This is a genomic window from Paraburkholderia tuberum STM678 (assembly GCF_902833905.1).
Classification (GTDB): Bacteria; Pseudomonadota; Gammaproteobacteria; order Burkholderiales; family Burkholderiaceae; genus Paraburkholderia; species Paraburkholderia tuberum.
Genome location: NZ_CADFGP010000019.1, coordinates 138,656 through 144,963 on the forward strand (window position 1 = coordinate 138,656; position 6,308 = coordinate 144,963).

General features: G+C 58.4%; 4 protein-coding genes and 1 pseudogene. 2 read left to right on the forward strand and 3 right to left on the reverse strand.

Annotation, left to right across the window (positions count from 1 at the left end):
- The 3 genes and pseudogenes from HWY30_RS18615 to HWY30_RS18625 all read right to left on the reverse strand — a co-directional run bounded on the left by HWY30_RS18615 (position 1) and on the right by HWY30_RS18625 (position 3,413).
- Entirely contained in the window at positions 1-1,122 is a 1,122-nt protein-coding gene (locus HWY30_RS18615) for a HigA family addiction module antitoxin (RefSeq protein ID WP_090803160.1), read from the reverse strand.
- Positions 1,123-1,142: 20 nt separating this feature from the next.
- On the reverse strand, positions 1,143-1,439 hold the full coding sequence (locus tag HWY30_RS18620; protein WP_090803158.1) for a type II toxin-antitoxin system RelE/ParE family toxin: 297 nt from the start codon (positions 1,437-1,439) through the stop codon (positions 1,143-1,145).
- A gap of 797 nt (positions 1,440-2,236) precedes the next feature.
- Positions 2,237-3,413 (reverse strand): annotated as a pseudogene (locus tag HWY30_RS18625) (IS110 family RNA-guided transposase).
- A gap of 15 nt (positions 3,414-3,428) precedes the next feature.
- Here HWY30_RS18625 and HWY30_RS18630 point away from each other — a divergent pair.
- Positions 3,429-4,124, forward strand: a complete 696-nt coding sequence (locus HWY30_RS18630) for a hypothetical protein (RefSeq protein ID WP_143037139.1) — start codon at positions 3,429-3,431, stop codon at positions 4,122-4,124.
- A gap of 316 nt (positions 4,125-4,440) precedes the next feature.
- Positions 4,441-6,183 carry a hypothetical protein gene (locus HWY30_RS18635; protein WP_090803155.1) on the forward strand — a complete coding sequence of 581 codons (1,743 nt, stop codon included), beginning with the start codon at positions 4,441-4,443 and terminating at the stop codon, positions 6,181-6,183.
- Positions 6,184-6,308: the final 125 nt, after the last annotated feature.

The window sequence follows — 6,308 nt, forward strand, 5'->3', positions numbered from 1 at the left end:
TCAAAGGTCGGCTGGTAAGACACTGCCGAAGCCATCTGTTAACGCAGGTCCAACTATGTACTCTCGGACCTTTTCCAAATATTTTCGGTGAAACTGCCAAGGCACCAGCCGGCGGTTCTGCAACTGGCCGACAACAATCCCAGGATGCACCCTGAGTCTCTTCGCGAACCCTAAAATTTTCTGATCCGTGAACAGCGGATGCACTCTTGCGATAAATCCGTCCAGCTCATTCTTCGGGATTGAAAATTCAGCCGCAGCATCGTTCGCGCGCTTCTCGATTACCGGAAGCTCGACTTCATCATTGGACAACATGTCTATCTCGACTATGGGCGCAGACTGGCCCTCGCCATGAGCGATATGATCGAGTTCATGCAGCAACGTGTGCCAAAAATTATCGACTCTATCGAATCGCAACGACAATGCAATTACCGGCGCGTCTTTCGCCAACCAAAAGCAAGCACCGTCGATCTTAGAGCCCGGCAACGCCTCCACGACGACCAAGCGGACACCCGCTCTCGCAAGCAGAACCGGAACATTTCGTACGCTGTCGACAAACTCCAAGCACTCTCGCAACTCTTGCATCACGCCTGAGAGTTTTGATTGCGTAAATTTCTCAGCCGAAACGGCGCGTGCAATCTTTCCGGCACGGATCAACCAAGCGACTTGCTGAATTGAAACGTCTTCATACGACGTTTTACGAGCAGCGTGAGGAAAGGCAGGTCTCTCGTCCAAAGACGCCGTACCGAAATAGTTCAAAAACTGCGTTTCTAGAAGGTCTAGGCTATTTGACGCCTCCACCCACCCCCGCTTAATCATCTCTCGAACGGGGAACAAGTTATACAGTTTGGCCCGTCGAGAAATTGTGTTCGGCTCGCTCCTGACTTTGGACAGCTGATATTGACTCTCCAAGTTCATCCAGAATTCGGCACCGGTGCCAAGCGCCTCCCCGAGCGCGACCGCTGTCTCCGGCGTAATAGCCCGCTTTCCGGCCATAACCTCGCTAACAACACGGGAGGGACGCCCCATAATCTCCGCAAGCTCGACTTGCGACCATCCCCGCGCTTCCAATTCTTCCCTCAAGAATTCGCCGGGCGGAAACACCTCAGCAACGTTCTTTGACATGATAGCCTCAGCAATTAAACCTAATGGTAGTCTTCAATTCCGATCACAACGACGATCTTCCCCGATGGCTGCTTCTTAAACTCCAAGATCAAACGCCACTGATCATTCAGCCTCATCGAGTACTGTCCAGCACGATCGCCCTTCAGTTTTTCGAAATGTAGTGACTTGAGCGCATAGAACGTTCGCTCGTCATCTGCGGCGTCGATCGCCTGGATGCGCATCCTAAATTTGGTGATAACCGCGACCGAGTAACCGGCCGTGAATCCGCCGTCGCATGCCAAACGCTCAAGGTCCGCGCTCCTGTATTCGATTTCCATTCTATGTCTGATGCGTGTGGATCGAAATTACACGTTTACACTTTGTGTAAAGTGTACGATCATACGGCTGCCGACGCAAGCTTTTCTGAGCAACTTGCGCCAGCGGACGCGGACGGAGACCGAAACCCCGCATCCTTAGCGGCTTATCATGCCACCCCATTTTTTGGGCGCAGCTTGGATCAGTTCAACTTCGGGCGCTCGCGTCGTAAATCCGGACAAAATCTCAAACCTGTTGGAGGCAGTTGTGCAAGAAGGCAGTCATCGTATTCCGTACGCTCGTTACCTCAAAGACTGGACGTATGGCAAAGACGCGGCAGAGCGGCTGCAAGCCGAAGGGGAGCGCATCGAACCATCCGAGTACAGGCCCGAGATGGAAAGCAGAATATTTTGCCCCGAGTGCACGACGCCGCTCAGTCGTGCGCCGAAAAATGCAGACCTTTTCACTAACAGCCGGACAGCCCATTTCCGTCACAAACCAGCACATAGGCTCGTACCATGCGCACTGCGGACCTCCCGCGGCGCTGGGCCTGATATGACTTTCCGTGTCAATCGGGATCGGTTTTCGCTTTTCTCTGGTAGGCACATGAATTTCCTGGAGGCGGCGTAGCAGTAAGTCTCGACGGTGGATCGCACTGATATCCGCGGGTTGGTTACCGCATTACAGAGGTCCGCCCCTTGAGCCTGCCGCCATCTAAAGCCGCAAATCGAATGATGTCCGTTGCATAGTCCAACCGCGGGTTGCTCGGGTGCCGGGCTACGCCGCCTTCAGGAAACTCGTCGAATCTGTGTAGCAAAGCTCAGCGGTACGCGGGCCGCTCGTTTCGCGTTACGGCGAGCGACATCGCGAGCTTGCTGATGTCCCAGATGAACCCCGCAAGTTCGCGTGCGACGGCGACGACAGCGATGTTCACATTCTTGCCGCGTGCTGCCAGCTTGCGATATCGGCGGCAGAGTCGGACCTGTGCGTCCCAGGTCAAGGATGCGTTTGGGAATGCCTTCATGTCGGCGCTGAATTTCCGGACTCACGCGTGCCGGGTATCTGTAGCTCCAGGCGGCCTCGACGAGCAGCTTTCTTGCATAGCTGTTGCCGTTCTTCGTGATGCTGCCCTGACGCCGCCGCTCACCCGAAGAATGTTCTGAGGGCGTCACGCCCAGCCAGGCCATCAGTTGGCGCGGGTGCTCAAAGCGGGAGAGGTCCCCCAATTCGGAGAGCATGCCCACGGCGGTGATGAACTGTATGCCGCGCATGGTCTGCAGACCGAGAATGGCCGGATAAAATCGCCAGCCGACGACAGGTTCGTGCAAGGTCGCCTCGAGGCGCTCACATTGCGCAAACCTGTCTTCAATCGTGCGACGGCACTCGTCGAAGGCCAGTTGCTGCCAGTGGTTTGGGAATGCAAATACGCTTATCCATCGCCGGTGCGCGGGACCCCAGTTGGCGTTACCTGAGTAGCGGACTCCATGCGATAGCAGGAAGGACTTCAATCGCTGGCGGGCCTGTCTGAGATCTGCTTTCGCTGCCGCCCATGCGCGCGCCAGGTCCCGGAACGCCTCATCTTCAACATCCGGCACGTGTACCGCTGACAGGTCGCCAGCGCGCAGTGCGCGTACGAGCTTGACCGCGTCGCGCCGGTCCGTCTTGACTCGCTCGCCCGGTTTCTTCGGAATCAGGGACGGCGCGCATACCACGCAGTCGAATCCTCTTTCAACGAGTTCCCTGTAGAGTCCGTAGCCACAGGGGCCGGCTTCATAGACAACGCGGACATGGCGCGCCTTCGACTGAACACGCTTGCATAGGCGATCGATATCCGCCTTCTGCGTTCCTATCTTGCCCAACAGTTCCACGTCGCCCATATCGATCGCGTACGCCACCGTGATCGACTCCTTGTGAACATCCAGACCGACAAACACCGTGCTATCGTGGTTCACGCTGGCCTCCGCGCTGGAAATCGCCGGGGTGTGCCCTGTGCACATCGTGCGGCTCTGGCAGTGATGCTGACCCGCGTTTGGTTCCTCACGGCGGGCCAGCCGCTGACTCACGGAAGGTCATACTGCCTAAACTACTTCTCCGAAGAGGAAATGCGGCAAGCCGTTCAAAATTCCGACCTAGCGATCATGAGCGGCTGGCAAAATACGCCGCCCGATCAAGCAATTGACGAAACGGATGCTGACGCAGTGTTCGATCAGACACAGATAATCGATCCAGACGGTCCGCCAACAGAAGTGCCTCTCGGTAGACATACAGGCGAACGCTTCCTTTTACCGAGCAAGCTGTCGACGGTCTTGGCTATCTGCCGAAACTTCGACAAGAATCTTGATCGCGCTTTTTTCTTCCCCGACAGCCAATACCCTGTCCGCTTAACCGACAAGCTGTTCGATATTGCATTGGTGAATGAAGATCCGCCGACGCAATCGCATCTGTTCTTCGGCCGGATACGGACGCTCTCCCGCGTCAACTTTCGCGACAAGTTCACCTTGGTGTCTGATGAAGATGTGCAGGTAAAGGTGTACGCGTGGCCGACGCACAACGACCGAAAACACATCACCAGAACCTCTGAAGGGCGAGTATTACTTTTTTACGGTGAGCTTTATCGTGAGAACGACGGCATCCTCGCGTGCAAAGTTGATGACTGGGGAGCGTACAGCCTGTTACCCGAAAAATACGAACACTGCTTGCCCGACTGACTCAACGAGTCGGATCAACCTTATCGCCTTTGCGCTCCCGAACGTAATGCTCGGTCATCTTCAGCGAGCGATGGCCGAGCCGCTTCTTCCCGCCCGCCTCAACGTAGCCTTCCGTTCAGGCACTGCCCTCCGCCCTCCAACGCCGCCAAAGAACACCAGGCATCCCGCAACGACATCGCGCCAACGCGCCAGCGCATTCTTATCTTTTTAGTAATTTTCGATTCATGTTTGTGCCACGGGTGGTTTGTAGCCTCGCGACTTGCAATACCGGCTGCAACTTTCAAAAAATTTCACCCACCCTACTCAAACACACAGAATGCAAACCACCCTGAAGGCGCTTCCGATCGCGGTTCTGATCTCCGCCATCTACGGCTGCGGCGGCAGCACCCAAAACCCGTCGAGCACGAGCGCGCCGCAAGGCACCACGAGCAGCACCCCGGCCACGACGACGACGCCCTCGACTTCCGCCAGCAACTACACGGCTGGCAACCTGCTGATCTCGCGCACGGCCTATGATCCGGCGTACGTCGTGAGCGGCACGCTGCCTTATAACGCGACGCCCACGACCACCAATGCATCGCCCGTGACGGCCGTCACGCCCGGCGGCTTTCCGAACGTGTTCACCAACGATTCGAACGACGCCAACTTCGGCGTGACGTCGGAAGCGTATCTGGATCAGTGGGCACCGAACGCGACGAGCCCGTCGCAAACGTTGGACATCACCGCGCAGGCCGCGAAAAGCAACGTGAATTTCGCCACCAGCTTCGCCTCGAAGTCGGAGCTCGCGCTGAACGTGTCGCTGGATCAGAAATCGCTGACCTTCACCGGCTACAACGCGTCGATCGACCAGCTCGATATCTCAAACACGAATACGCCAGGCGTGGTCGACACGACGAATACCGACGTCGCAACGCCTACCTACCGTACCGTCGCGCAGCTGAATTTCGCCGATAACAGCCTGTCGTTCACGAACACCAACGCGTACGCCGGCAACAACAGCCGCGCGGCCGTGCTCGCCAACGGCATGTACTACATCGTCGGCAATGCCGGCAATTCGGGCAAGAATCCGAAGCCGACGACGGCCCAGCTCGACATGCTGACGATGAACACCGGCGTGCAAAGCATCGCTCCGGGCAGCCAATGCGCGTTCACGCAAGTAATCGGCGCATTCCAGTCCGGCACGGGCACCGGCACGTACGCGGTTGCACCGGCTGGAACGGCGTGCTCGCTGGCGTCGATGGGTTCGATCACGGGCGGTAGCTCGACGGGCGACCAGTTCGGATTCTCGATCGCGAGCCTGCCGACCACGCCCGCAACGGCCGCCGACAAAACCGGCAAGGACGCCAACCTGCGCGGCCTGTTCGTCGGCCCGGACGGCACGATGTATGTCTCCAAGGGCAGCGGCGGCAACGGCGTGAACACCGTGTACCAGGTCGGCGCGACCGCTGCGCTCGCCAACGGCGGCAAGTTGCCGCAAAACGCCGCGATGACGATCGTGCCTGGTTTCCCGACGGCCCTCGCGACCAACCTGACGGCGCTCACGTCACCTAGCCAGGTGACCGGCACGGTCTATCCGTTCGGCATGTGGATCCCCGCGTCGAATCCGTCGATCATGTTCGTCGCCGACGAAGGCGACAGCACGCCGGGCGACCAGGTGAGCGGCAGCGGCGGCCTGTGGGTCTATCAGAACCAGAACGGCACGTGGAAGCCGCTCGCCAACCTGACGACCGGCCTGAACCTCGGCACGGCCTACACGGTGACGGACACGACCGGCGCGTACGGTACGAAGGGCGCGAGCTATACGACGACGCCTGACGGCTTGCGCAACATCACGGGCCAGGTCAACAGCGACGGTTCGTTCACGATCTACGCCGTGACCTCGACGATCGGCAACAGCCTCGGCACCGCGTTCGATGCGGGCGCCGACTCGAACCAGCTCGTCAAGATCACCGTGGGCATCAACGGTTCGACGGTGAGCTCGGCGCAGGGCTTCACCGTGATGCAGACCGCGCCGTATGGCCAGGCGCTGCGCGGCGTCGCACTCGTGCCGAAGTCCTGAGCGGGTTAGTGGATTATCGGGTAGGAGGCGGGGTTGCCCCCGCCGTCCTCCCACAACACCGGACGTACGGATCACGTATCCGGCGTTTCCTGACGACTGGATTGCTCCAGCGAGCTTCGTTTCGT

Coding starts and splice junctions, on each gene's coding strand:
- HWY30_RS18615 (WP_090803160.1), bottom strand. CDS start 1,122: ATGTCAAAGAACGTTGCTGAGGTGTTTCCGCCCGGCGAATTCTTGAGG.
- HWY30_RS18620 (WP_090803158.1), bottom strand. CDS start 1,439: ATGGAAATCGAATACAGGAGCGCGGACCTTGAGCGTTTGGCATGCGAC.
- HWY30_RS18635 (WP_090803155.1), top strand. CDS start 4,441: ATGCAAACCACCCTGAAGGCGCTTCCGATCGCGGTTCTGATCTCCGCC.